The organism is Pseudomonas sp. 2995-3 (assembly GCF_002742565.1).
GTDB lineage: Bacteria > Pseudomonadota > Gammaproteobacteria > Pseudomonadales > Pseudomonadaceae > Aquipseudomonas > Aquipseudomonas edaphica.
Genome location: NZ_LJSB01000202.1, coordinates 1 through 247 on the forward strand (window position 1 = coordinate 1; position 247 = coordinate 247).

The following is a 247-nucleotide window of genomic DNA, read 5'->3' on the forward strand; positions in this document are numbered from 1 at the left end:
CAATTATTCCTGGGATGGATGCAGAAGAGAAGCTAGAGATTGGCGATAAAATCCTTGGGGTAGATGGTGAAGAAGTACTTGATCATCCAACTCTATTAGAGGTTCTAGGTGCGTATAGTATTGGTGACATAGTTAATTTAACGATTGAGCGCGAAGAGGACGTTATGGATGTAGCAGTAGAAGTTCGTCATTTTCCAGAAGATATCGATGAAACAGGTGAAAGAGGCGGTATTGGAATAGCTAACCC

1 protein-coding gene is annotated in these 247 nt (G+C 41.7%); it reads left to right on the forward strand.

What is annotated here, in order from left to right; genetic code table 11:
* On the forward strand, window positions 1–247 hold a 247-nt coding region (locus AOA62_RS17930; RefSeq protein ID WP_158235132.1), incomplete at both ends, for a PDZ domain-containing protein.